This is a genomic window from Microbacterium sp. MYb72 (assembly GCF_002979415.1).
Classification (GTDB): Bacteria; Actinomycetota; Actinomycetes; order Actinomycetales; family Microbacteriaceae; genus Microbacterium; species Microbacterium natoriense.
This window is the reverse complement of record NZ_PCOT01000043.1, coordinates 1-24,985: the sequence shown is the minus strand read 5'-3', so window position 1 is coordinate 24,985 and position 24,985 is coordinate 1. Positions and strand designations below refer to the sequence as shown.

Below are 24,985 nucleotides of genomic sequence, written 5' to 3'. Positions count from 1 at the left end.
TGCTGGAGCGCCTGCACATCCTCACCCGCGCCGGCATCCCGCCGTGCTGCCGCCGTCCCTGCCGTCCCGCCGTCCTGCCAGACCATCCCGTCGAGGGGTCGCGAAGCGTCGGATGCCGTGGCCTCGATGCCGCGTTTCTTGACCCCTCGGCACGGAAGAGCCTCATCACCGCGGCGCTGAAGCAGCAGCGAATATCGGACGATCGCACGAATATCGGACGGGATGCCGGGAATCGTCCGATATCCGCGACATCGTCCGAAGAACGCGACGAACCCGACGAGCCCGACGACTCACGCAGCGACCGACCCCGCGCGGCGACTCGCGCAGCGGCTGACTGAGGATCAGCCCCGCGCGGCCCACCAGTCGCGCAGGCGCTGCTCGGCGGCATCCGTTCCGATGACGCCCTCGTCGAGGCGCAGGTCGAGCAGGAAGCGGTAGGCCTCGCCGACCTCGCGCCCGGGGGCGATGCCGAGGATCTCCTGGATGCGGTTGCCGTCGATCTCCGGACGGATGCTGTCGAGCTCCTCCTGCTCGCGGAGAGCGGCGATGCGCGACTCGATGTCGTCGTAGGCGGCGGAGAGACGTGCGGCCTTGCGCTTGTTGCGCGTGGTCACGTCGGCGCGGGTGAGGATGTGCAGGCGCTCCAGCAGGTCGCCGGCGTCGCGCACGTAGCGGCGCACGGCGGAGTCCGTCCATGCGCCCTCGGAGTAGCCGAAGAAGCGGAGGTGCAGCTCGATCAGCGTGGCGACGGCATCCGTCGTCCCCGTGTCGAACCGCAGCGCCTGCAGCCGCTTGCGCGCCATGCGGGAGCCGACGACGTCGTGGTGGTGGAAGGTGACGATGCCGCCGTCCTCCAGCTTGCGCGTGCGGGGCTTGCCGATGTCGTGCAGCAGCGCCGCGATGCGCAGGGCGACGTCGGGCTCGGCGCCGGGGTGACGCGCGTGCTCCAGCGCGATCGCCTGGGTGAGCACGGTGAGGGAGTGCTCGTAGACGTCCTTGTGGTGGTGGTGCTCGTCGGCTTCGAGGCGCAGCGCGCTCACCTCGGGCAGGAACTCCTCGATCAGCCCGGTGTCGACGAGCACCCGGATGCCGCGCACCGGATCGTCGGTCTGCATGAGCCGAACGAGCTCGGACTGGACGCGCTCGGGGCTGACGATCTTCAGCGTCTCGCGCAGCTCCGTGATCGCCGCGGTGGTCTTCTCCTCGATGCGGAAGCCGAGCTGTGCGCTGAAGCGCGCGCCGCGGAGCATCCGCAGCGGATCGTCGCCGAAGGAGACATGCGGGTCGGTCGGCGTACGGAGGAGACCCGCGACGAGGTCTTCGACACCGCCCGTCGGGTCGACGAGCTTCACGGCGGGAACCTGCAGGGCCATCGCGTTCACGGTGAAATCGCGGCGGATCAGGTCGCCGTCGATGGTGTCGCCGAACTCGACCGTGGGCTTGCGGGTCACGCCGTCGTAGCTGTCGGCGCGGTAGGTCGTGATCTCCACCTGCTCGCCCTGCACGCGCGCGCCGATCGTCCCGAACGCGCGGCCGATGTCCCAGTGCGCGGTGGAGATCGGCTTCACGATGCGGAGGATGTCGTCGGGCAGCGCGTTCGTGGTGAAGTCGAGGTCGTGCGTCGCACGCCCCAGCAGCGCGTCGCGCACCGGACCGCCGACGACGGCGAGGTCGAAGCCGGCGGCGTCGAACGCCGCGGCGAGGGTGCGGACGACCGGATTCTCGGCGAGCGCGCCGAGACGAGCGAGGCCGTCAGCCATGTTGAGCATGGGTTCCAGCGTACCGGGCGGGCGTTCGGCATCTCATCGGGCGACGCGGAGCAGATGCCGTCAGCGCAGCCGATTCTCACCACACGGCGAAGACATGAGTCAAGCAAACCAGTCTGCGAGAGAACCTCCATAAAGCCCAGATCAGGGGAAGTTTATGAGCTATCTTTTGCAGCCAGATCCTGGAGCGACCATCTTCTCAGTCAAGCAACGATCAAACAATCCTCAGCGTTTGGCCCAGAACGGTAGATACCTGCGCGCTTTGGCACCGACATCAGGATCTTCAAGAACCAGAAGACCACTAGTGACCGCCTCACCTAGCAGCCGCGATGCCTGCGAACTGTTGGCTGGCGAGATGCCGAAACGTTCGCGCACCGAGGAGTTCGTCGTCGCCTCGCCTGAGACGAAGCGTAGAGCGCTGTGGAGGTACAACACTTCAGTACGCTCGCTCTTACTTAGCGAACTAAAGGCCTTAGGCGCGAACATCACAGCCTTCGTTGAGCGCTCAGCCACATCGATCCGCGGAGCGGGCAGTGCAGCTCGTTCCACTTCCGCTGCAATCTTGTCCCAGCCTGTTCCGCGCTCCTCCGCGATTCGTGCACGGCGCATCATCGAAGCGAGGGATTCATTTCGCGAGCGAGGCGGCAGATCGACGAACCTGCGAAAGTCGATCAGGGGCGCACCTGGATTTGTGAACTCGACTCTGTCGTCAAAGATCTCGACCATTGGCCCTGCGCCGGTGATTGAGAAGTCTTGATGAATCAGCATGTTGGCAACCAGCTCGCGAACTGCGAGTTCCGGGTATACGCCTTCTTCGGAGCGAAACGCAGGTCCTATGCGCTCCTCGCGCGGAAGGAGGCTCGTGATGTACTCAATCAGACCCTCGAATCCCGTGGCGTAGCCCTTGACCCCATCATGAGATCGTTCAGCGCGAACACGGCTCTTACCCACATACCGAACTACCCGGACCTGTTTCCGTGCCACCGCCGGTATGTCCGTTATGCGCTTCGCGAAAAGAACTGCACCGAGATTCGTGATACCCCAGCCCATCGTGTCTCGCGCGATGATTCCGTCCCGCTCGAGATACTCCAACGCTCCAGATCGTGTCGCCGGCAACGGGGTCTCAAGCAGATCGAAGTAGGAGACATAATCGATATGCTCGAATATCTGGTCTTCGCGAACCCTTCCGAGCGCAACACCGCTTTCGAACACCTCCCGCTGAAACCTGCGCCACAGCTCTCTTTCAAGTTCAGGGTGCGCCGCCAACTTCTTCTTCGTCGTGCCGACGCGGACGTACTCTGTCCCACTGAATCGAACCGGGCGATCTCGCGCCGCATCAATTTCAAGGATTACGGCAGTAATGTCAGCGCCCGTGTCCACAGTCCTGAATCGAAACATCACCTGCGGTTCGAGCATTCGAGTCAGCCATGAGATCAGCTCTTCGTTCCCCACCCTCATGGTCTCTGGAAAGAACTTTGTGCCGACAACAAGATGATCCGAATCCCGAACTCCCCAGACCATGTACGCATGAGCGCGCCCGGCAAGGATCGCGCTGTTGGCCAAGGCAGAGACATATTCACCTATGTCGTCCGGGTGAGCCTTGTTCTCCTTGAACTCCAGCCATTCCGTTTCCACCGGTTGTCTGCAGAGCTCCGCAAGTAGCGCTCGATCTCCGTCAAGATTTCCGGCCATCGCGCCTCAGAACCACTGACTTTCGTGGCAGAACTGCGAGATCGCAATGCCCCGTGCATCGATCGACGCATCCTCTGCCTTGCTCATGTGCCAAGGCTAGCGACATCTGACACAACCGAGTATCCACAGCCGAGTTCACCTGCGCGCCTCCTGGCGGTCAGCCGGAGGTCATCCGGGTTCGATGGGCTGAGGACGCCCCGTGCGGCTCGAGCACGGAAATCCCCACCCTCCCCACGAAGGACTGGATCATGACCTCCCCCACCCCCGCGGTGCGGCGGCGGCGACACGGGCTCGCGTCCGTGGCGCTCCTCGCGCTGTTCGGCGGCGCCGTCGTCGCCCCCGCGGCGACCGCCGCGACCGCAGCACCGACCGTCCCCACCGGTTCACTGATCACCGCCGACACCACCTGGCACTATCTCGACGACGGCACTGATCCGTCGCCGAAGCCCGCGGCTCTGCGCGCCTGGACCCTCCCCGAGTACGACGACGCCGCCTGGAAGACCGCGCCGGGCTCGTTCGGCGCGAAGAACGGCGCTCTCGCACCGGTCGGCCCGGTCACGCCGAAGACCCTGCTCAACCACTACATCGACGGTCAGGCGAAGCCGACCGTCCCTACCTACTTCTTCCGCACGACCTTCGAGCTCGGCAGCGGCGTCGCCGAGAAGGTCGCCTCCCTCTCCAGCACGATCACCTACGACGACGCGATCGTCGTGTGGGTCAACGGCACCGAGGTCGGCCGCTACGTCGACGCCCGCATCACCGACACCACCAACCTCGAGTACGCCGGCGCCTCCGCCGGCGACCCGGCGACCAGCACCCTCGCCGCCGCAGGCGACGTCCTCCGCGACGGCACGAACACGATCGCGGTCGCCCTCTACCAGGACCGCGAGTCGAGCTCGGACATCTACTTCGACATGTCCTCGCTGACCCTGACGGGCAAGGCCGACCCCGGGACGCCTGTCGTGGCCCCGCCGACCCGCGTCATCCTCACCCCGACCGAGAAGCCCGACGTCTCGCAGGCGTTCTCCTGGCTCGCCGGCGACGCCTCCCACGCCGTGGGACAGGTCGAGATCGCACCGGCATCCGGCGGCTCCACCCGCACGGTCGACGCCTACGACGCCGGTGTGGCGAACGGCAACCCGAACCACCACTTCTCCACGACCGTCACCGGGCTCACCCCCGCGACCTCGTACCGCTACCGCGTCGGACTCCCCGGCAGCTGGAGCGACTGGTTCGAGTTCCGCACCGCCGACCCGAAGGCGACGGACTTCCAGTTCATCTACTACGGCGACGCGCAGATCGGCCTCGACACCACCTGGCCGAGCGTCGTGAAGCAGGCCGAGGCGAACGCTCCCCGCTCGATCGGCTCCGTCCACGCGGGCGACCTCATCAACACGTCCAGCAACGAGAACGAGTGGCTCAACTGGTTCAAGGGCATGAAGGACTCCGCCGTGCGGACCAACGTCATGGCCGCGCCCGGCAACCACGAGTACTCCGGCGACAAGCTGCTCACGGCCTGGAAGGCGAACTTCGAGTACCCGCACAACAACCCGTCGACCGGCTCGGTCGGCGAGCTCGCGAACCTCGCACAGGGCGACACCGATGTGGCGCGCCAGTACCGGGCGTTCTTCGACCACTGGAGCAGCTTCGCCGCCGAGACCGCGTACTACACGGACTACCAGGGCGTGCGCTTCATCACGCTGAACGCGACCCGCGACAAGACGTTCCTCACCCCGCCCGGACTCCCTTCGTGCACCGGTGCGGAGTGCCCGGCGAACCAGATCGACGTGCTGTGGACCCGCTTCCAGGGCGCCTGGGTCGACCTGCTGCTGCAGAACAGCCCGTCGAAGTGGAACGTCGTCACGTTCCACCAGCCGGTGTTCTCGGCGTCAGAGGGTCGCGACGAGCCGGTGCTGCGCGCCGACTGGCTGCCGATCTTCCAGCGCAACGACATCGACCTCGTGCTCATGGGCCACGACCACGTCTACGCCCGCGGCTACGTGAACGCCGATGCCACAGACACCCCCGGTCTCACCACCGGCCCGGTGTACGTGGTGTCGAACTCGGGTGCGAAGTACTACGACCTCGAGACCCCGGAGAAGAACGTCTGGACCAACAACGGCGCCACGCAGGTGCTGCGCGGTCAGGGCGTCACGACGTATCAGGTGATCGACGTGTCGAAGAACCAGCTCGTCTACCGCTCCTATGTCGCCGAGAAGACCGCGAGCTCCACGACCGACCTCCCCGTCGGCGCCGTCTACGACACCTTCGCGGTGACCAAGTCGGATGCCGGTGAGAAGTGGGTCACCGAGAAGGGTGTCACTCCCCCGGTGACGCCGGAGCCGGAGGACCCCGCGAAGGTCGAGCTGAGCGCGGCATCCGTCGTCGCCGGCGGCACCGTCTCGGTCACCGGCACCGGGTTCGCCGCCGATGCGAAGCTGGCGCTCGAGCTGCACTCCGACCCGGTGTCTCTGGGCACGGTCGAGGCCGATGCGAACGGGGCGTTCACCCGCACCGTGACGATCCCGGCGAGCACCCCGGCGGGCGCCCACGCGCTCGTCGCCGTGCTGCCCGACGGCACCGAGGTCACCGCACCGATCACCGTCACCGCCGCGTCGACCGGAGAGGTCGTCACGCCCGGCGGCGCGACCGGCGGCGCCGCGAAGGGCGACCTCGCCACGACCGGCGCCGACAGCACGCCGTACATCGTCACGGCGGTCGTGCTGCTCGCTCTGGGCCTCGGCCTTGTGGCGCTGCGCCGTCGTCGCCTGACGCAGGCGGAGTCCGCGGAGTAGTCCGCCGCGCACGCCGGAGGGCGCCGTCGGGGCTTCGGCCCCGGCGGCGCCCTCTGCGTGCAGCTCGGCCGGCGTCGGGCATCCCGGTCGTAGGATCGGCTCGTGGCACAAGACGATTCCTCTGCGGGCACCGACCGGCGAGGCTTCCTCAAGATCGGCGGTGCGGCGCTGGCGGGCGCCGTGATCGGCGGTGCGGGCGGCGCGGCGATCGGCGCCTCGCTCGCGGGCGGCGGAGGCGACGACGGATTCGTCTCGGATCCCGACCCGTTCTCGGCCCTTCGTCCGCGCAGCGAGCCCGGTTTCGACCACATCGTCGTCCTGATGGGCGAGAACCGATCGTTCGACAACCTGCTGGGCTACCTCTACACGCCGGAGAGCGTCCCGGCCGGAGAGACCTTCGACGGACTCGCCTTCGGCACGCACAGCAACACGGCTCCGGACGGCACGGTGGTCGAGGCGCACGTCTACCAGGGGCCCACCGACCGGATCATGAGCCTCCCCGACCCGGATCCCGGCGAGGAGTACCCGCACGTCAACACCCAGCTCTTCGGCACGATCGACCCTCCGGGCAACGCCGACCTCTTCGTCGACGGGATGAGCGCCCCGTTCAACGCCCCGACCCACGGCGAGAAGGCCGACATGTCGGGGTTTCTGAAGGACTACTTCGTGAACGTCCGCCGACTGCGCCGCGGTGTCGAACCGGGCATCGACGAGGCCAGGCACATCATGGGCTCGTTCTCACCGGAGATGCTGCCGGTGCTTTCGACGCTCGCGACGGAGTTCGCCGTCTTCGACCACTGGTACGCGGCGGTGCCGTCGCAGACCTTCTGCAACCGTTCGTTCTTCCACGCGTCGACCTCGCACGGCTTCGTCACGAACGTCGCCGGCGGCGGGTACCGGAAGTGGCTGGATGCTCCGGAGGCGCCGACGGTCTTCAACCGCTTGGAAGACGCCGGTGTGCGCTGGAAGGTCTACATCGACAAGCTGCAGCTGGTGTCGTTCACGGGGATGCTGCACGCCGCGGCCCTCGAGAAGTACTGGCGCACCGATCGCTTCGGCACGATGGAGGACTTCTACGCGGACGCGAAGAACGGCACCCTCCCCGCATACGCGTTCATCGAGCCGCGCATGGTCTACGACCACAACGACTTCCACCCGCCGTTCGGCGTGCTGCGGGAGGGGGAGGTCGACGGCGACCCGGTGCTCGACAGTGCGATCTCCGATGTGCGCGCAGGCGACCGGCTCGTGCACGACGTCTACGAGGCCGTGCGCACCAGCGCGTCGCCCAAGGGCTCGAACGCGGTCAACACTCTGCTGCTGATCACCTTCGACGAGCACGGCGGATGCTACGACCACGTGCCCCCGCCCGCGGCCACGAAGCCCACGCCCGACAGCGGTCCAGGGGAGATGGGGTTCACCTTCGACCGCCTCGGATGCCGCGTGCCCGCGATCGCCGTGTCGGCCTACACGAAGCGCGGCACCGTCATCCACGACGAGATGCACCACGGATCCGTCACCGCGACGCTCTCCCGGCTGCACGGCCTGAAGCCCCTGAACGAGCGCGACGCCTCGGCCCGCACGCTGCAGAACGTGGTGAATCTCGACCGTCCGCGGCATCCGTCCGACTGGCCGGTGACGGTTCCCGCCTACACGCCGCCGAATCCCGAGCAGGCCCCACCCGCAGCGGCCGACCACGACCGCCCTCTCACCCCGCCGGCTCGCGGACTCCTCGGACTCCTCATCGCACGATACGGCCGCCCGGACGAACCCGAACCCGAGACGTTCGCCGACGCCTACCGCCTGCTGCACGAGCACGGCGAGGAGCTCTTCGGCCCGCCGGATGACGGCGCATGATCGTCACCGAGCGGCTGACGCTGCGCCCCTGGACCGTGGCGGATGCCGGGTTCCACCGCGAGCTGTGGCTGGAACGCGATCCGCGGGTACCGCCGCATCGCAGGATCGACGCCGACGGCCACCCGACGGTCGAGGAGCTCGCCGAGCGGATCCGCCGCTCGCCGCATGAGGGCCCGATCGGCACCCTGGTCGTCGAGCTGCGTGAATCGGGCGAGCGGCTGGGCTACTGCGGGCTGATCGAGGGCGAGCCCGACCCCGAGATCGCCTACGAGTTCCTGCGCAGGCACTGGGGGCGCGGCTACGCGACCGAGAGCGCGGAGGCGATCGTGGAGGGCGCCCGCGCCGCGGGGATACCCCGGCTTCGCGCTTCGGTGTGGGAGTGGAACACCGCGTCACGCCGGGTGCTGGGGCGGCTGGGCTTCGCCGAGACCGGTCCCCACCGGATCGACCCCGAGCGGGGGCGCTCGCTGATGACGATGCGGGAGCTCTGAACGGCGCCCTCCGCCTGACGGCACGCTCCGCGGAACGCTAGCGTAGGCGCATGGCCGACTCCGACAGCACGGGCAGACGCCTGCTCGCACCCGAGCACGTCGTCGATGTGTTCGTGTACGTGGTGGTGCTCAACCTCGCCGTCGAGTACGTGCCGGCGGTCATCACGGAGACGTTCACGATGTCGCTCCTCACGGCCGTCCTCCTCAAGGTGGTCCTGGAGATCGTGCTGGCGGCGAAGAACCGTCTCAAGCGCCGATTCGCGGCCGCGACGACGACCGGCGGCAAGGTGCTCGCCGGCGGAACGCTGTGGCTCGTGCTCGTCGGAAGCAAGTTCGTCGTGCTCGAGCTGATCGCCCTCGTGTTCGGCAGCAGCGTGAGCCTCGGCGGCTTCTGGTCGGTCACGGGACTGATCCTCGCGCTCCTCCTCGCCCGCGCCGGCGTGCGACTCCTCCTGCGGACGGATGCCGCTGACGCCGACTCCCCGGCAGCCTGAGCGTCAGGATCCGTCGCGACCTTCGTCGGCGCGCCGATGCGCTGATCGGTCCTGCGTCAGCGATCGCGATGGCGCGGTCCGCAGCCTGCAGAATCCTCGGACAGCTACTCTCGACACATGAAGCGTGCACTCGTCGGATCTGCGGTCCTGCTTCTGCTGACGCCGCTTCTCACGGGGTGCCTGGGTGACTACTTCGCCTCAGGTGAGTGCGATGATCTCGCCGGCGAACTGTCACCGGTCATCGAGGAGTCCCTCGGATCCGCCCCGACGGTCGACAGCACCTGGGGTGATGGAGGAATGACGCCGTGGTGCGTGATCGAGGTCACGACGGCCGACGTCTATTCACCGGAGGACGTGCGCCTCACCGCGCTGAGGTCGGACGTGGAGGCCGGGATACGCAGCTGGCCCAGTGACGTGGTCATCACGATCCGCATAAGCGCGGCGGACAGCATCGAAGTGCTGTCACCCGCAGACTGAACCGACCCGACACCGGACTGGCGTCGTCGGCGCGCCGATGCGATGCCTCGTCAGTCGCCCTTCGAGCGTCGACGCGAGAGCACCACGAGCACACCGCCGAGGATGAGCACCGCGGCGCCGATGCCGGCCCACACGAACGTCTCGGGGCCGAGTCCGGTCGCGGGCAGACGGTTGCCTCCGGTCGACGGGACGCTCGGGGTCGAGGTCGGGGTGACGACTGCGGCGGCGACGGTGAAGTCCTGGTCGACGACGACCTCTCCGGCGTCGGTGATGACGACGGTCCGGGTGGCGGCGCCGACCACGGTGCTGCCCGCGGGCGGCGTCACGGTGATCGTGTAGCTGCCTGGTGGGAGGGTGCCGAGGCCGTAGGCGCCGTCGGCATCCGTCGTCAGCTGCTGCGTGCCGGCGGGACCGGAGACCGAGATCACGACGCCGGACACCGCGGCGCCGCCGTCGGTGCGCACGGTGCCGTCGATCGCGCCGAGGCGAACCAGCGCGAAGTCCACGTCGTCGACGTCGCCTTCGATGACGCTCTCCTCCCGCGAGACCGCACCGGATGCCGCGTACCCGTCCGGCACCTCGACGGCGACGGTGTACTCCCCGAGCGGAAGCCGCGGGAAGGAGTAGTCGCCGTTCGCGTCGGTCACCGTGCTGAGCGGGGTGCCGCCCGGACCGGATGCCGTCACCGTCACTCCCGCGACGCCAGAGCCCCCCGCGCGCACGGTTCCGCTGAGCGTCGGGTTCTCGGCGAGACGGAAGTCGACGCCGGTGATGGGCGTCTCGCTGCCGTCCGCGACGGTGAAGGGAGGCGGAGCCGTGACGATCGTGTAGCCGTCCGGTCTGGTGATCGTGGCGCTGTGCGTGCCGACGGGAACCTTGTCGAAGAGGTACTGGCCGTCGGCATCCGTCGTCGTCGTGCGCCCGTCGATCGTGACGGTGAGACCGGCGATGGGCGTGCCGTCGGTGTCGGTGACCCGTCCGGACACCGTGACGGGCACGATGTCGCGCACCGTGAAGTCGGCGACGCCGTCGGCATCCGTGAGGTCGACGGTCTGCGCGTTCGGCCCCTCGGAGATCTTGCCCGCCGGAGGGGCGACGCGCACGGTGTAGCCGTCGGTCGCCACGACACCGGGGAAGGAGTACGTGCCGCCCGCCGCCGTCGTGGTCGTGCCGACGACGGCGCCGTTCGCATCGGTGAGCGTGAGCTCGACGCCGTCCAGCGGACCCTCGGCCGTGTCGGTCACGGTGCCGGTGACGTCGCGGGCGAGGGAGGCGAACCACGTCTGGTAGACGGGGAGACCCGCGCGACGCGTGAACACGAACGAGAGCGACACGATCGGCGTCGAGGGCTCGAACCAGCCCGCGGCGCCGCTCGTGTCGGCGGCGGCCGCGTTGCCCGTGAGGGTGAGGGTGGCCGCATCCCACGTCGGGACGTCAGCGGCATCGCCCGTGCACGAGGGCTTGCCCGCGACACCGGGGGCGCAGTAGTTGAAGCCGCCGCGGAAGCCCAGCTCCGTCGCGTCGAGCACGTGTCCGTCGGCGGCGACGGCGTGGATGCGTACAGCGTCGGCGTCGATGTCGCCGAGCACGAAGGTCCAGCCGGATGCCGGGGTCGGAGCTGCGAAGGAGTAGGTCGTCGTCGACGGGCTGGTGGCGTTGTCGGCTTTCGGACGGAGGTTCAGGTACGGCTGGTTCAGGCTGCTGCCGTACTTCGCGCCGACCGGCGTGCCCTCCGAGAGCCAGGTGGAGGCTCCCGTGATGACGCCGACCTGGCCGCCACGGGAGTCGCTCGTCACCGTCGCGGTCACCGCGGGTTTCGCCGCGATCTGCACCGCGCTCGTGTAGGCGCCGGGCGCTCCGGCCAGCGGCTGCCACCCCGCCCACGACGTGGTCGTCGCCGCGGCGGCGGGAATCGCCCCCACCAGTGCCGCGATGACGACGATCGCTCCGGCGATGACCCCGCTCCGATACACACGCATGGCGCCCAGCGTACCGATATGCCAGAACGTTGGCGAGGTTCGGGCTGGTGAGCGGAGGCCGGGGCGAAAGGCCGACGACGCTCGCGCCCCGGCGACGGCCTCAGGCGACGGGATCGCCCTGGACGGGTCCTTCGGTGTTCGCCTTCCAGCCGAGTGCGGGGGCCACGTGCTCGGCGAACGCCTCCAGCACGTGCAGGTTGTACTCCGGACCGAGCTGGTTCGGGATCGTCAGCATGAGCGTGTCCGCCGCCATCACGGCCTCGTCCGCGAGCAGCTGCCGGATCAGCACGTCGGGCTCGGCGGCGTAGGTCTTGCCGAATGTCGAGCGGAAGCCGTCGATCACGCCGATCTGGTCGGCGTTCTCCTCGCTGCGCAGACCGAAGTAGGCCCGGTCCATGTCGGAGACGAGCGGGAACACGCTGCGGCTCACCGAGACGCGCGGGGATCCCGTGTGCCCTGCCTCCTTGTAGGCGGCGCGGAACAGGTCGATCTGCTCGCGCTGCAGCTCGTGGAACGGCTGCCCCGTGGCCTCGGTGACGAGCGTCGAGCTCATCATGTTGAGGCCCTTGCGGCCGGTCTCCTCCGCCGTCGCGCGAGAACCCGAACCCCACCAGATGTGGTCGCGGAGCGTCGGCGAGTGCGGTTCGACGGCGAGGTAGTGGCCGGCGCCGACCATGCGAGGGTCGCCCGGCGCGAGCCGTTCGCCCTCGATGGCCGAGAGGAACAGGTCGAACTTCTCACGGGCGAGCACGCTGCCGCGCTCCGGATCCTCCTGGTCGAGGTATCCGAAGGTCTCGTAGCCGCGCAGAGCGGTCTCGGGTGACCCGCGGCTCACTCCGAGTGCGATGCGGCCGTCGGCGATGAAGTCGAGCGCGGCTGCCTCCTCGGCGAACTGGAACGGGTTCTCGTACCGCATGTCGATCACGCCCGTGCCGACCTCGATGCGCTCCGTGCGCGCGGCCATGGCCGACAGCAGCGGCATGGGCGACGCGGCCTGACGCGCCCAGTGATGCACGCGCACGTAGGCTCCGTTCACGCCGAGCTCGTCAGCACCCTCCGCGATCTCGATCGTCTGCTTCAGCATGTCGCCCGCTGTGCGGGTCGCCGAGCCGGGCACATCGCCGTAGTGCCCGAAGGAGAGGAATCCGAAAGCCTTCATATATCTATGCAACCGAATGGATGCCGGGGTATTCCCCCGCGGGCTCCCGCCGCATCTCCAGGTAGCCGTCCCCGTCTCCGCCGGCCACAACGAAGCCGCGGCGCTCGTACCAGCCGCGCGCCGGGGCGTCGTGCCACACCGACAGCGTGACGACGGCCTCGGCGGCATCCGCTTCACCGAGGATGATCGACAGCAGCCGCCCGCCGATGCCTCTCCCCCTGGCCGTCGCCGACACCGCGATGTCGCACAGGCGCACGGCAGCCACGGAGTCCACGGCATCAGCGGTCACCGCGTAGGCGACGGGAGCGCCGTCCACCGAGAGCAGCAAGCCCCCGGCATCCGGATGCTGTGCCAGCAGTCCCGCGAACTTCGAGGTCAGCTGCACCTCGACGAGCGGCCCTGCGACCGCCACCGGGACGCCGTTCAGGCGCTGATGCAGCTCCTCCGCGGCGATCGCGCGGAGACGCGGGTCGTCGAGGGCGACCCCTTCGATTCGTTCGTCGTCAGTCACGCGGCGGGAAGACGCCCTGCAGCGCGATCACGTAGTACATGCCGACATACGGGGGCATGTTGTTGTGCGCCGAGTTCCCTCCCGACGGGGCGAGGGCGTCGGGTGCCATCGTCGTGTTCTTCGACGAGGAGTACGCGTTGCGGGTCGCCCTGCCGTACCGGGTCTCGGCCCAGCGCCGGTCGGCCGGGCTGCCGGTGTTACCCGGAGTCGCCACGGCGTTGGCCGTGTGCGTGTGGCTCGGCATCTCCGAGCTGAGAAGGGTGACCGACGCGGTTCCGCCCATCTCGCCGATGATCCGGGGCGTGAGGCCCGGTCCCTCTCCCTGGCCGATCACGAACGAGCTGTTCAGGTTGGGCAGGGCGAACGTCACCTTCCCGTCACCGCCGTAGTTCGTGCCGAGGAGCGAGAAGAGCGCCGTGTTCTGCTGGATGGGGATGAGCTGGCCGTTGCACATCGCCCACCCCTGCGGGGCGAAGTTGAAGCCGACGGTGCGGATCTCGCCGACGTATGGGTCCACCATGATGCGCTCTCCCGTGGATCGAAGGTCAGTTGCGAGACGGGAAGACGCCCGTCAGCGCGATGATGTGGTTGACGACGAGATAGGGCGACTGGTTCTCGTGCGCCTGATTGCCGCCGGCGGCGCCGACCGCAGAGGCGGTCATCGTGCCGCTGGCATCCGTGCCGTAGGCGGGCTCTCCCGGTGCGGCCCAGTACGCACCCTGCGGAGTGGCCGTGCCGGCGGCACTCGACGACGCCTGCGCGACGTGCGTGTGCCGAGGCATCTCCTGGGCGGTCAGAGTGTGCGTGGCCTCGCCGCCGACCTCACCCAGTTCGATGCCGTTGGAGCCGGGGTGGATGGGAGCCCTGCCGCGCAGATCGGGGAGCGCGAAGGTCGTGACCCCGTTGCCCCCGTACGTCGTTCCGAGCAAGGCGAACAGCGCCTGATTCTGTGCGATCGACATGATCTGTCCATCGCACAACGCCCAGCCTCTGGGGGCGAAGTTGAAGGATACGCGTCGGATCTCGCCGAGGAATTGCATGCTCATCGGGTGCTCAGTTCTGCGAGGGGAAGATGCCGTAGAGGGCGATGATGTACGACACCGCGACGAACGGCGGCATGTTCTCGTGCGGCTGGTTGCCACCGGCCGGTGCGATGGCGTCGCCCGCGAGCGTGGCGTTCGACGCGGCGTCCGAGTACGCGTTCGACGACTGCGCGGCCCAGCGCGCCTGCGCGGGCGAGGTGCCGCCTGCGGTGGCGGAGTACACGGCGGAGTGCGTGTGCGACGGCAGCTGCTGCGACGTCAGGGTGACCGTCTCGACCCCACCCGTCTGCCCGATCACATAGGTTCCGACACCGCCGCGCGTGCCCATGTGCACCGCGGAGCGCCCCTGCAGGTCGGGAAGGCGGAACGTGCTCTCCCCGTCGCCGCCGTAGGTCGTACCGATCAGGGTGAACAGCGTGTCGTACTGGGCGATGCTCAGAAGCTGTCCGTTGCAGAACGCCCAGCCGGCAGGGGCGAAGTTGCCGGCGAAGAGGCGGATCTCGCCGATGTAGTACTCGCTCATGACGCGCCCTCTCCCCGATCGATCGTGGCCTCGAGCCGCGCATCGCCGCCGACCCGCGCGAGGAAGAGCGAGGCGACGAGCTCTCCGCCCTGCGTGAGACGGTAGATGCCGTCGCGGGCGCCCTCGTCGGTCGTGAACTCCAGACGGAAGCGGTTCTCGGCATCCCCTCCGCCGTGGAGGTCGTCGACGCTCGCCAGCACCAGGCGGTGGGCCGACCACGGGGAGGCTCCTGAGAACTCGGCGCCCTCGCGCCCGGCGAACATCGAACGCACGGGGGTGAGCGGATCGGTCCCAGGAGCGGATGCCGCGGCATCCGTCATCGGCCGCGAGGAGGTCGCGGCCACGGCCGGGGGTGCGCCGGCGGCCATGCCGACGCCGAGCACGACGGCACCGGCTCCGAGCACGCCTCGGCGGGAGATCACAGCAGTCATGAGCGCTCCTGCAGTCGGATGCACCCTGGGGTCTGCCTTATCAGGCGAGGTGCGGAACTGACGCTATCACCCGGCGTGGCCAACCGATAGCATTCCGATATTCCCGTTGATCTCACGGTGCCCCCAGCGCCCGAGCGAAGGACTTCGATGTCTGCTCCCCGGATGTCCCCCCTCTCGACGCGCGGCGCCATCGCCGCCGTCGCCGTGCTCGCGTTGAGCACCGTCGGGCTCGTCGTCGCCGATCCCGCTGCGGCCGCGACCACGATCACCGTCACGAGCTTCACCGACGCCGATGCGAACGGCGCATGCTCGACGCCGAGCGTCACGACGACGGCCTCGCCCGTGACGCTGCGCAACGCGCTCTGCGTGGCGAGCAACCTCGGCGGCGAGAGCACGATCACGGTGCCCGGTGGCACGTACACGCTCACCGGCGGGGCCCTGAAGCTCGGCACGCAGTCGGGCACCGACGTGCGTCTGGCGTCGTCCGGAGGACGCGCGAGCGTCGTCGGCGGCGGAACGACGCAGCTCCTCGCGATCGACGCCGATCTCGTGGGCGACATCTCCGTCGAGATCGACGGCTTCGCCTTCACCGGCGGCAGGGACACCGTCTACGGCGGCGGCGCGATCATCGCCGGCAGCTTCACCGCGGCCTCCCCCGACTCGCTCATCGTGCGCGACACCCGGTTCATCGACAACAGGTCGACCGGCGGCACCGCCAACCCCGGCGGCGCGATCCAGTTCATCGGCGGCGACCTCACGATCGAGGACTCGACGTTCGACGGCAACGACGCCGGTCCCGCCAACGGCGGTGCCGTGTACTACGAGGCGTCCGCATCGGGCGACGCCCTCTCGGTGACCGATTCCACGTTCACGAACAACAGGGTGACCGCGTCGGCGGGGATCGTCGCCGGCGGCGGCGCGATCGCGATCGATTCGAACGGCGTCGGGACGGCGCAGATCACCGGCAGCACGTTCGGCTCCAACGTCGCCGACGGCACGAGCGGCACGGCGGCGCGAGGCGGCGCGATCCAGCAGCTCCAGGGCCCGTCGACGGTGACCGGCAACGTCTTCGCCGCGAACGTCGCCAGCGGCGCATCCGCTGGTGGCGGCGCACTGGATGCCGCAGACGGCGCCCTCAGCGCCCAGTACAACTCCTTCTCGGGCAACACCGGCGCCGCCGCCGTACGCACGAGCGCCACGACCGTCGCGACGCTGACGAACAGCTGGTGGGGCTGCAACGGCGGTCCGGGCGCCGCGGGGTGCGACACCACGAGCATCGCCAGCGGATCGGCGAACCCGTACCTCGTGCTGAGCGCGACGACGAGCGCGAGCCTGATCGACACCGCGTCGACCGCCACGTTCACGGCATCGCTGCGCACGAACTCCGCCGGCAGCACCATCGGCGGTGCGAACCTCTCCGCCTTCGAGGGCGCGACCGTCGGGTGGACCGGCGTCGCTCCGTCCGGCTCCTCGGTCTCGTCCTCCGCGTTCCACCTCGGCGAGGCGACCACGACCTTCACCTCCGGCAGCACGGGCGGCCCTGGCGGCGCCACGGCGACCTTCGGGGCGGCATCCGTTCCCGTCTCCGTCGCCGTGCGTCAGATCGCGGCGTTCACGAGCGCGGCGAGCGCGACCGCCACGGTCGGCACGCCGTTCAGCTTCACGGTCACCGCCACCGGCTTCCCGGTGCCGAACATCTCGCTGACCTCACCCAGTGCCCCTCCAGGACTGACCTTCTCCGCCGGCTCCGGCTCGGCGACGCTCTCCGGCACGCCGACGAGCTCGGGCACCTATCCCCTGACCCTGACCGCGTCCAACGGCGGCGCCCCGGTGCAGCAGACCCTCACCGTCACGATCGGCGCCGCGCCGTCGTTCACCGGATCGCTCACGGCATCCGTCGCCGACGGCGACCCCGTCGACGTGACGATCACCGCGTCCGGCTCCCCGGTGCCGGAGATCGCGGCGACGGGAGGTCTCCCCGCCGGTCTCCAGCTCGACGACAACGGAGACGGCACGGCCCGCCTGCACGGCACGTCGACCGCCGGACCCGGCGAGCACGTCATCCATCTGACCGCGGCGAACGCGCTCGGCACCACCCCGGCCGACTTCACCCTGACGATCACCGCGCCGCCGGCGTTCACGAGCGCCGACCACACGACGTTCACGGTCGGCACGCCCGGGCTCTTCCCGATCGTCGTCGACGCCGGGTTCCCTGTACTGAACACGGTGACCCTCACGGGCGCCCCGGCCTGGCTCACGCTGCTCGGTGCGGCGGGCATGCAGCAGCTGCAGGCCACGCCGCCCGCGGGTGCGGGCGGCACGTACACCTTCGATCTGGCCATCACGGGCAGCTCCGTCACCCAGGAGTTCACTCTGACGGTGCACGAGGCTCCCGTCATCACCGACCAGCCCGACTCGATCAGCGTGATCGCCGGCGCGGACGCCGACTTCACCGCGACCGCCTCCGGCTACCCGACCCCGACCGTGCAGTGGCAGCGCTTCACCGGCGGCTCGTGGACCGACATCGCGGGTGAGACCTCGACCACGCTGAGCATCGACACGTCGATCGCGGATGCCGGCGCACGACTGCGCGCCGTGTTCACGAGCTCCGCGGGCACCGCCACCAGCGACGAGGCCGTGCTCTCGGTCGGTCAGGTGCCGGTGCTGGACGAGGTGGACCCGGTGACGGCCCCGGTCGGGACGCCCCTGTCCGTCGACATCGCCAGCACCGGCATCCCGGTGAGCGCTCTGACCGCCACGGGCGTGCCCGCCTGGCTGACGTTCACGGATGCCGGCGACGGCACCGCCACCCTCACCGGCACCCCCGCCCTGACGGACGCCGGTGCGGTGGAGATCACGGTGACCGCGGACAACGGCTTCGGCACGGATCAGATCACGGTGGACATCACGGTGGTCGGCTCGCTCCCGGTGTTCCTGGGTGCCACGGTCGCGACCGTCGACCGCGGCGAGCCCGTCGACATCACCATCGCCACGACGGGTGTGCCGACGCCGACGATCGCCGCCATCGGGCCCGTGCCCGCCGGACTCTCCCTCGACGACAACGGAGACGGGACGGCGAGCCTGCACGGCACGCCGACGGCACTGGCCGGGGCGTACGCGATCGCGATGACCGCGACGAACATCCACGGCACCGTGCCGGGCATCTTCTTCCTCACGATCAGGGAGGCGCCGAGCTTCACGAGCGCCGACCACACCACCTTCACGGTCGGCTCCGCCGGATCGTTCCCCGTGACCGTCGACCCCGGGTTCCCCGTGAAGAACGCGGTGAGCATCAGCGGAGCGCCGGCCTGGCTCTCCCTCGACGGCGTCGCAGGTTCGCAGACGCTGGTGGGCACGCCCCCGGCCGGCTCAGGCGGAACCGTCTCCTTCGAGCTCTCGATCGACGGCAGCGGCGTCACGCAGAGCTTCACGCTCACGGTGAACGAGGCCCCCGTCATCACGGCCCAGCCGGTCGCCGCGACGGTCCTGGAGGGCACGGACGCGACGTTCACCGCGACCGCGACCGGGTACCCGGCGCCATCCGTGCAGTGGCAGCGCTTCACCGGAGGCTCCTGGTCCGACGTCGCCGGAGCCACGGGCACCACGCTGACGCTCGCGCCGACGATCGGCGACGACGGCACGCTGTTCCGTGCGGTGTTCACGAACACGGCGGGTTCGGCGACGAGCGACGAGGTCCTGCTCACGGTCGGCCAGACGCCGGTCGTCGACGCGATCGACCCGATCACCGCGCTGGCGGGAGCCCCCGTCACGGTCGACATCACGAGCACCGGTCTCCCGGTGAGCGCCCTCACCGCCACGGGTGTCCCGGCCTGGCTGACGTTCACGGATGCCGGCGACGGCACCGCCACCCTCACCGGCACCCCGGCCCTCGCCGACGCCGGCGCGGTGGAGATCACGGTCACCGCGGCGAACGGCTTCGGCACCGCCGAGACCACCGTGCAGATCACCGTGCTGACCACCGTGGCCCTGCCGTCCGTGCTCCCGAGCGCATCCGACGGCGCGCTGACCGGGGTTCCCACCTCGGTCGTCCGCGGCCAGCAGCTCACGATCGGCGGCTCCGGCTTCCTCCCCGGGGCGACGATCCAGCTCGGCATCTACTCGGTGCCGACGATGCTCGGCACGACCGTCGCCGACGGTTCGGGATCGTTCTCGGCCGTCATCACCATCCCCGCCGGCCAGACGCTCGGAGCGCACACGATCGCCGCGATCGGGATCGGCGCCGAGGGCACTGCGCGCCTGCTGACGGCATCCACCACGGTCGTCGCACCCGCGACGGGCGGAGGCACCGGAACCGGCGGACTCGCCGCGACGGGTGCGGATGCCGCGCCGTCTCTCGGCCTCGGGCTCATCGCCCTGTTCGCGCTGCTGGGCGGACTCGCCCTCATCCGCGGCGCGCGTCGGCGCCTGGCGTAGCGACGACGGGCTGCTGCGCGCTCAGCCGTGCAGCAGTCCGTCGAGCACGAGCTGACGGATGCGGGGCTCGAGGTCCGCCCACAGGTCGACCAGTGGCACCTCGAACAGGTCGGCGAGGGCCGACACGATCTGCACGACCGTGAGGTCCCCGTCGCAGGCTCCGACGAAGGCGGCGAGCGCGGAGTCGACCTTGAGAGTGCGGGCGAACCCGCCGCCCTGGCGCAGTTCGATCACGCTCGGGTCGTCGTTGCCGGGAAGGAGATGCCGCGCCTCGGTGACGTCGGATGCCGTGAAGAGCGTCGTCGGCAGTCCGTCGGCGAGCAGGTCGTGCGCCTCGAGCCCCTGACGCAGCGCTCCGCCGACGTTCGACACCGGCTGCGGCATCCGCTCGATCCGCCGCAGCGGCGTGGCCGTGGGGTTCGCCGGGCGGCGCAGCAGGATGTACCCGAAGCCCACCGCGGAGACGCCGCGCTCCTCGAAGTCGTCGAGCCACGCGGTGAGCAGCCTCGTGAACGCCGCATCGCGCGGGGTCATGCCGCCGTCGCGGATCCACAGCTCCGCGTAGCCGAGCGGGGAGAGCTCCTCCCGCTGGATGACCCACAGGTCCACGTCGGCGGGAACCCAGGACGAGAGGCGGTCGAGCCCGGACTCGACGACACGCGACTCCCAGTTGCCGAGCAGCTGCGCCGCCCCGCCCGCGGTGAGGTACGACGGAGCGGTGCGCACGAACTGCTCCACCAGCGCGTCGCCCACGAGACCGCCGTCGCGGTACTCGTACTCGGGCACGCCGTCGACGCGCGGCGTGATCACGAACGGAGGGTTGGAGACGATCAGATCGAACGCCTCCCCTTCGACGGGCTCGAACATGCTGCCCAGACGGAACTCGATGTTGCGGGCGCCGTTGAGCATCGCGTTCAGCTCGGCGTAGGCGAGCGCACGCGCGGAGATGTCGGTCGCCACGACGGATGCCGCGTGCCGCGACACCAGCAGGGCCTGGATGCCGCAGCCGGTGCCCAGGTCGAGGGCGCGGTCGACCTCGAGGGGCATCACGATCTCGGCGAGCGTGCGGGATGCGCCTCCGACGCCCAGGACGTGATCGGCGGGGAGGGCGCCGTCGAGGGCCACCTCGTCGAGATCGCTCGCGATCCACCATTCGCCGATGCCGTCGGCGTCGACGAACGACTGCGGCCGCAGCAGAGCGGTCGGGGTGACGGCATCCTCCGTCAGCGTCGCCAGTCCGAGGCTCACGAGTCCCTGCACGCCCAGCTGCGGGAGCGCGGCCTCGACGGCGGCGGTCGGCTGCGGCATGCCGAGGACGAGCAGCCTGCCGAGCGTGGCGAGCACGCCATCGTCACCGGAGATCGCACGCAGGATCGGCTCGCGCGTCCCGCGGGCGAGCGCGTCGTCCGCCTCGCTCCCCCACAGGCTCCTGAGCGGCTCCGAGCGGAAGTCGGCGGCGTCGAGATCGGCGGCGAACGCGGCGCAGAGGAGGGGCTCGGGCGTGGGTGCTGCGGTGTCGGACACGGCCGTCACTCTACGCGTCTTCAGGGTTCTCCATCGCCCGCGCACCTAGAATCACAGGGTCAGCACTCACGATCAGCCCGTTCTCGGGCGTTCGAGGAAGACCCCCATGACCGTGATCATCCCCGAGAGCGGCTTCCGTGCGCGCCTGCGGCGCGCGACGAGCGGAGCCGCCGTCTTCGCGATCGCTCTGGGTGTCTGCGGGATCGCCGCCACCAGCGCCCACGCCGCCGACAAGACCGACGACGCGGTCGTCGAACTGCACCTGTCGGCGGGTGCGAACGGCGCCGTCACCCCCGGTCTCTCCACCTCCGCCTCAGTGACCGTGCAGAACGGCACCGGCGACGCTCTCTCCACCGGTCACGTCGTGGTGGAACTGAACCGGACAGCCCTCGCCGACCGCGCCGCTGTCGCCGACTGGTTCGAGTCCGAGGATGCCGACGGGGCGTTCGACCGCATCGCCGACGACAGCACCGCCGCCGTGAACGCGGGCGCGTCGGCCACGAGCAGCATCCCGCTCCCGCAGGAGCTCTTCGCCGACCTCGCCCCCGGCGTGTACCCGCTGCGCGCCGAGCTCACCGGGGCCTCCCCGGGGTCGGGAAGCGAAGAGGATGCGACGGCGACGAGTGTGCTCGTGGTCTCGGCCGCGCAGCGACCCCAGGTCGCCGTGCTGGTCCCGATCACGGCCACACCGCAGAACGGCGCCCTGCTGTCGATCGACGAGCTCACCGAGCTCACGGCCGCAGACGGCGATCTCACCGCCCAGTTGGACGGCGTCTCCGGCACCTCGGCGGTGCTGGCGATCGACCCGGCGATCCCTGCGGCGATCCGCGTGCTCGGCACGTCGGCCCCGACCAGCGTGACCGAGTGGCTCGACCGCCTCGATGCCCTGCCCAACGAGCGCTTCGCCCTGCAGTTCGGCGATGCCGACGCCACCACGCAGGCGCAGGCCGATCTTCCGTCGCTGCTCGCCCCGACGACGCTCGCTCCGTTCCTCGACCCGAAGAACTTCCAGGCGCCCGCGACGCCGACTCCGGACGCGACGCCCTCGCCGACTCCGACAGACGGGCCCGTGCTTCCCGACGATGAGACCCTGTCGGTCGTCGACGGTGCAGCCCCCGGCATCCTCTGGCCGCGCGGAGATGTCACGACCGACGACCTCGCCGACTTCCGCACCTATCTCGGCGGCACGGCGTCGACCGTCCTGCCTTCGACGTCGCTGTCGTCCGGCTCGTCCGGGCACGCCGCCGTCGGAGACGCTGACGTGCTGGTCACGGATGCCGCGGCATCCGACGCCCTCTCCACGGCGGCGAACGAACCCGACGCGACCGCACGATCGCGCTCCCTGGCGGCGGCGAACGCGTACCTCTTCCTCTCCGCACAGCAGTCAGCGGCGCCGCTGATCGTCGGACTCGACCGCGACGAGAACCGCACGGCCGATGCATTGCGCGACGCCGTCACCACGGCGGACTCCCCCGGGGTCGATCTCGCCTCGGTGCGTGCGGCCCCGGCTGCCGCGGCATCCGTCGACTCCGACGTCGACGACGACCGCGGTGCCGCCCTGCACCGGATGCTCGCCGACGAGGTCACACTGGGCTCGTTCTCGACGATCCTCAGCGATCCTCAGCTGCTGCTCAGCCCCGAACGCATCAGGATCCTGCGCACGATCGGGGTGGGGCACAGCGCCGCGCAGTTCGAGAAGGCCCTGCGATCCCACACGGATGCCACGCAAGACACCCTGGCCGCGGTCGACATACCGCAGTCGAGCACGATCCAGCTGCTCTCTGCCAACGCGGATCTGCCCTTCAGCGTGCGCAACGACCTCCCCTGGCCGGTCAACATCGTGCTGTACACGCGCCCCAGCGACCCGCGCCTCGAGGTGAAGCCCGTCACCACCGCAGAGATCCAGGCCCGCACCACCGGCAGGGTCAAGGTGCCGGTCTCGGCACGGGTGGGCAGCGGCGAGCTCGACCTGCACCTCTCTCTCAAGAGCCCGACCGGAGTCTCGATCGGTCAGGATCAGACCGTCCGCGTCGCCGTGCGCGCCGAGTGGGAGGGCATCGGACTCGCCGTGTTCGGCAGCCTGATCGCCATCCTCCTCGTGCTGGGCATCGTCCGCACCCTGCGTCGCCGGCGCAAGAACCGCGACGAGGCGCCCCAGGATGCGGAGACGGATGCCGCGGCCGACGAAGAGCCATCGGAGAACGTGGAGTCCGATGCGGAGAACGCCGAGGACGCTGCGCCTGATCAGGCGACCGGTTCTCACCCGCCCGTGATCCCGACCTCACCGACGGATGCCGCGACCGATCCCGCCGATCCCTCGAAGGAACCTCAGTGAGCAGTCTCGGCCGCGCCAGCGCCCTCCTCGGGGCGGGCACCCTCGTCTCCCGCGTCACCGGCCTCATCCGGACGATCGTGCTGCTCGCCGCCATCGGCAGCTTCGGCCGCCCCGGTGATGCCTTCGGCGTCGCGAACCAGCTGCCGAACAACGTCTTCACCATCATCCAGACCGGCATCCTGACCGCCGTGATCATCCCGCAGATTGTGAAGGCCGGCGCCCACAAGGACGGCGGGCGGGCGTACATCTCCAAGCTGTTCACGCTGGGCACCGTGGTGTTCCTCGGGGCGACCGTCCTCGCCATGCTGCTCGCACCGTGGCTGGTCGCGCTCTACGGCCCGAAGTTCACGCCCGACCAGCAGGCGCTGGCGACGGCTTTCGCGTACTGGTGCCTGCCGCAGATCTTCTTCTACGGTCTCTACGCTCTGATCGGCGAGACCCTGAACGCGAAACGCGTGTTCGGCCCCTACACATGGGCGCCCATCGCCAACAACATCGTCTCGATCGCGGGCTTCCTCATCTTCATCGCGCTGTTCGGCGGCGACCGCAATCACGTCGACATGTGGAACCCCACGATGATCGCGCTGCTCGCCGGCACGGCGACGCTGGGGATCGCGCTGCAGGCCGCTCTGCTCCTCGTCTCCTGGCGGCGCACCGGACTCCGGCTCCGCGCCGACTTCCAGTGGCGCGGCGTCGGTCTGCGCGGCGTCGGCACCCTGGCGGGCTGGACCTTCCTGATGGTGATCGCCGGCCAGGTCGCCGGCTGGGTGCAGACCGCCGTCGTGGGCGACGCCTCAGGCGACAACCCCTCCGTCATCTTCATGCAGGCGGCATGGCTCGTCTTCATGCTCCCGTACTCGATCTTCGCGATCTCGATCGGAACCCCGTACTTCACTCAGATCGCCGAGCACGCCGCCGCGAAGCGCGACCTCGACGTCCGTGCGGATGTAGCCCGCTGCATCCGCGTGATCTCACTGTTCGTCGTCGGCTCGGGCATCGCTCTCGCCGCCGCCGCCGTGCCCGCCACCCGGATCTTCACCACGACCTCCGAGCAGGCCGTCCAGGCGGCCCCCGTGCTCATCTGCTATCTCGTGGGCCTCCTGCCGCTCGCCCTGCTGTTCATCGTGCAGCGCGCGTTCTACGCCTACGGAGACACCCGCACGCCCTTCTACTTCACCCTCGTGCAGGTGGCGCTCATCATCGGGCTCTCGCTTCTCGCGGGCGCTGTGGCCCCGATCGAGCAGCTCGCCGCCGCCATCGCCCTCGGGCAGTCGATCGCCGGGATCATCCAGACGATCATCGCGATCTGGATCCTGCGCAATCGCCTCGGCGGACTCGAGATCCCGAAGACCCTTCTCTCCCTCCTCCGTTTCTTCATCGCCGCCATACCGGCCGGCTTCGCGGGATGGGGCGCCTCGTCGCGGTTCTTGCGCCGGCGACGCAGGGTGCGGACGATGCCCAGCACGAGGAGGATGGC

19 protein-coding genes are annotated in these 24,985 nt (G+C 69.6%); 9 read left to right on the top strand and 10 right to left on the bottom strand.

What is annotated here, in order from left to right; translation table 11 throughout:
• Nucleotides 1-338 (top strand): hypothetical protein (locus CQ047_RS19005; protein WP_219844648.1); only part of this gene is annotated, 338 nt, incomplete at its 5' end.
• Between the two features lie 3 nt (nt 339-341).
• Here the strand turns inward: CQ047_RS19005 and CQ047_RS17345 are convergent.
• Together CQ047_RS17345 and CQ047_RS17340 are read right to left on the bottom strand one after the other, a co-directional pair.
• The gene (locus tag CQ047_RS17345; protein WP_105677202.1) at nt 342-1,769 is read right to left on the bottom strand and encodes a CCA tRNA nucleotidyltransferase; all 1,428 of its coding nucleotides are present in this window, start codon (nt 1,767-1,769) and stop codon (nt 342-344) included.
• 222 nt (nt 1,770-1,991) lie between these two features.
• The gene (locus CQ047_RS17340) at nt 1,992-3,458 is read right to left on the bottom strand and encodes an ATP-binding protein (RefSeq protein ID WP_105677201.1); all 1,467 of its coding nucleotides are present in this window, start codon (nt 3,456-3,458) and stop codon (nt 1,992-1,994) included.
• A gap of 248 nt (nt 3,459-3,706) precedes the next feature.
• Between CQ047_RS17340 and CQ047_RS17335 the strand changes: the two genes are divergently transcribed.
• From CQ047_RS17335 to CQ047_RS17315, 5 genes are all read left to right on the top strand, one after another.
• The gene (locus CQ047_RS17335) at nt 3,707-6,253 is read left to right on the top strand and encodes a fibronectin type III domain-containing protein (protein ID WP_105677199.1); all 2,547 of its coding nucleotides are present in this window, start codon (nt 3,707-3,709) and stop codon (nt 6,251-6,253) included.
• A 102-nt stretch (nt 6,254-6,355) separates the two neighbouring features.
• A complete protein-coding gene (locus CQ047_RS17330; protein WP_105677198.1) occupies nt 6,356-8,107 on the top strand; it encodes an alkaline phosphatase family protein in 1,752 nt (583 codons plus the stop codon).
• Nucleotides 8,104-8,598 (top strand): GNAT family N-acetyltransferase, encoded by a 495-nt coding sequence (locus tag CQ047_RS17325; protein ID WP_105677197.1) that lies wholly within the window; start codon nt 8,104-8,106, stop codon nt 8,596-8,598. The genes CQ047_RS17330 and CQ047_RS17325 overlap by 4 nt, the downstream gene beginning before the upstream one ends.
• 50 nt (nt 8,599-8,648) lie before the next feature.
• On the top strand, nt 8,649-9,092 hold the full coding sequence (locus CQ047_RS17320; protein ID WP_105677195.1) for a hypothetical protein: 444 nt from the start codon (nt 8,649-8,651) through the stop codon (nt 9,090-9,092).
• Nucleotides 9,093-9,209: 117 nt separating this feature from the next.
• On the top strand, nt 9,210-9,569 hold the full coding sequence (locus tag CQ047_RS17315; protein WP_105677194.1) for a hypothetical protein: 360 nt from the start codon (nt 9,210-9,212) through the stop codon (nt 9,567-9,569).
• 50 nt (nt 9,570-9,619) lie between these two features.
• On the opposite strand, the gene CQ047_RS17310 is transcribed toward CQ047_RS17315, so the two are convergent.
• The 7 genes from CQ047_RS17310 to CQ047_RS18965 all read right to left on the bottom strand — a co-directional run bounded on the left by CQ047_RS17310 (nt 9,620) and on the right by CQ047_RS18965 (nt 15,215).
• Entirely contained in the window at nt 9,620-11,548 is a 1,929-nt protein-coding gene (locus tag CQ047_RS17310; protein ID WP_105677193.1) for a collagen binding domain-containing protein, read from the bottom strand.
• A 100-nt stretch (nt 11,549-11,648) separates the two neighbouring features.
• Nucleotides 11,649-12,707 carry an LLM class flavin-dependent oxidoreductase gene (locus CQ047_RS17305; RefSeq protein WP_105677192.1) on the bottom strand — a complete coding sequence of 353 codons (1,059 nt, stop codon included), beginning with the start codon at nt 12,705-12,707 and terminating at the stop codon, nt 11,649-11,651.
• Between the two features lie 4 nt (nt 12,708-12,711).
• Nucleotides 12,712-13,218: an N-acetyltransferase gene (locus tag CQ047_RS17300; RefSeq protein ID WP_105677191.1), complete on the bottom strand. Its 507-nt coding sequence runs from the start codon at nt 13,216-13,218 to the stop codon at nt 12,712-12,714.
• Complete coding sequence (locus tag CQ047_RS17295; RefSeq protein WP_181155994.1) at nt 13,211-13,738, bottom strand: phage tail protein; 528 nt, start codon at nt 13,736-13,738, stop codon at nt 13,211-13,213. The genes CQ047_RS17300 and CQ047_RS17295 overlap by 8 nt, the downstream gene beginning before the upstream one ends.
• A 25-nt stretch (nt 13,739-13,763) precedes the next feature.
• Nucleotides 13,764-14,258 (bottom strand): phage tail protein, encoded by a 495-nt coding sequence (locus CQ047_RS17290; protein ID WP_258132731.1) that lies wholly within the window; start codon nt 14,256-14,258, stop codon nt 13,764-13,766.
• A 13-nt stretch (nt 14,259-14,271) separates the two neighbouring features.
• A complete protein-coding gene (locus CQ047_RS17285; protein WP_105677188.1) occupies nt 14,272-14,784 on the bottom strand; it encodes a phage tail protein in 513 nt (170 codons plus the stop codon).
• Nucleotides 14,781-15,215, bottom strand: a complete 435-nt coding sequence (locus CQ047_RS18965; RefSeq protein ID WP_181155993.1) for a hypothetical protein — start codon at nt 15,213-15,215, stop codon at nt 14,781-14,783. Before CQ047_RS18965 ends, CQ047_RS17285 begins: the two co-directional genes overlap by 4 nt.
• A gap of 162 nt (nt 15,216-15,377) precedes the next feature.
• On the opposite strand from CQ047_RS18965, the gene CQ047_RS17270 reads away from it, so the two are divergent.
• A complete protein-coding gene (locus CQ047_RS17270; RefSeq protein WP_105677185.1) occupies nt 15,378-19,649 on the top strand; it encodes a putative Ig domain-containing protein in 4,272 nt (1,423 codons plus the stop codon).
• Between the two features lie 21 nt (nt 19,650-19,670).
• On the opposite strand, the gene CQ047_RS17265 is transcribed toward CQ047_RS17270, so the two are convergent.
• The gene (locus CQ047_RS17265) at nt 19,671-21,182 is read right to left on the bottom strand and encodes a methyltransferase (RefSeq protein ID WP_181155992.1); all 1,512 of its coding nucleotides are present in this window, start codon (nt 21,180-21,182) and stop codon (nt 19,671-19,673) included.
• 97 nt (nt 21,183-21,279) lie between these two features.
• On the opposite strand from CQ047_RS17265, the gene CQ047_RS17260 reads away from it, so the two are divergent.
• Both CQ047_RS17260 and murJ read left to right on the top strand, forming a co-directional pair.
• A complete protein-coding gene (locus CQ047_RS17260) occupies nt 21,280-23,508 on the top strand; it encodes a DUF6049 family protein (protein WP_105677183.1) in 2,229 nt (742 codons plus the stop codon).
• Nucleotides 23,505-24,985, top strand: a 1,481-nt coding sequence (gene murJ, locus CQ047_RS17255) for a murein biosynthesis integral membrane protein MurJ (protein ID WP_105677182.1), incomplete at its 3' end; no start/stop codon positions are given. The genes CQ047_RS17260 and murJ, both read left to right, overlap by 4 nt.